Origin of the sequence: Pseudomonas sp. BJa3 (assembly GCF_026343815.1) — a bacterium.
GTDB lineage: Bacteria > Pseudomonadota > Gammaproteobacteria > Pseudomonadales > Pseudomonadaceae > Aquipseudomonas > Aquipseudomonas soli.
In genome coordinates this window covers 1-258 of sequence record NZ_JAOXMC010000335.1, presented here as the reverse complement: position 1 = coordinate 258, position 258 = coordinate 1, and the positions used below count along the sequence as shown (strand labels likewise).

The window sequence follows — 258 nt, the reverse complement described above, 5'->3', positions numbered from 1 at the left end:
GGCGAGCTTGTTGATCGCATAGCAACCGATGCTGGCGCGGTAAATGGCGAGGTCAATAACTTGGGCTCTTGCATGCGTTGCTCGCTGGGGGCTTTCCGCTGCGCCGCCTTGCGATTGCGCACGAATCAGATTGCTCAGCAATTCGGTTTGTTTTTCAGTGGTCGCGTTGATCTGCTGTTCTAGTGAGTCGCATAAAGCCATCAATTGCTCGATGCGGGCGACAATGCGATGTTGTTCAGCGAGTGGTGGAAGAGGAAC

At 54.3% G+C, this 258-nt stretch carries 1 protein-coding gene; it reads right to left on the bottom strand.

The window, feature by feature from the left end; genetic code table 11:
* A partial coding sequence (locus OH705_RS27935) for a restriction endonuclease subunit S (RefSeq protein WP_267303524.1) occupies positions 1 to 258 on the bottom strand: 258 nt, incomplete at both ends.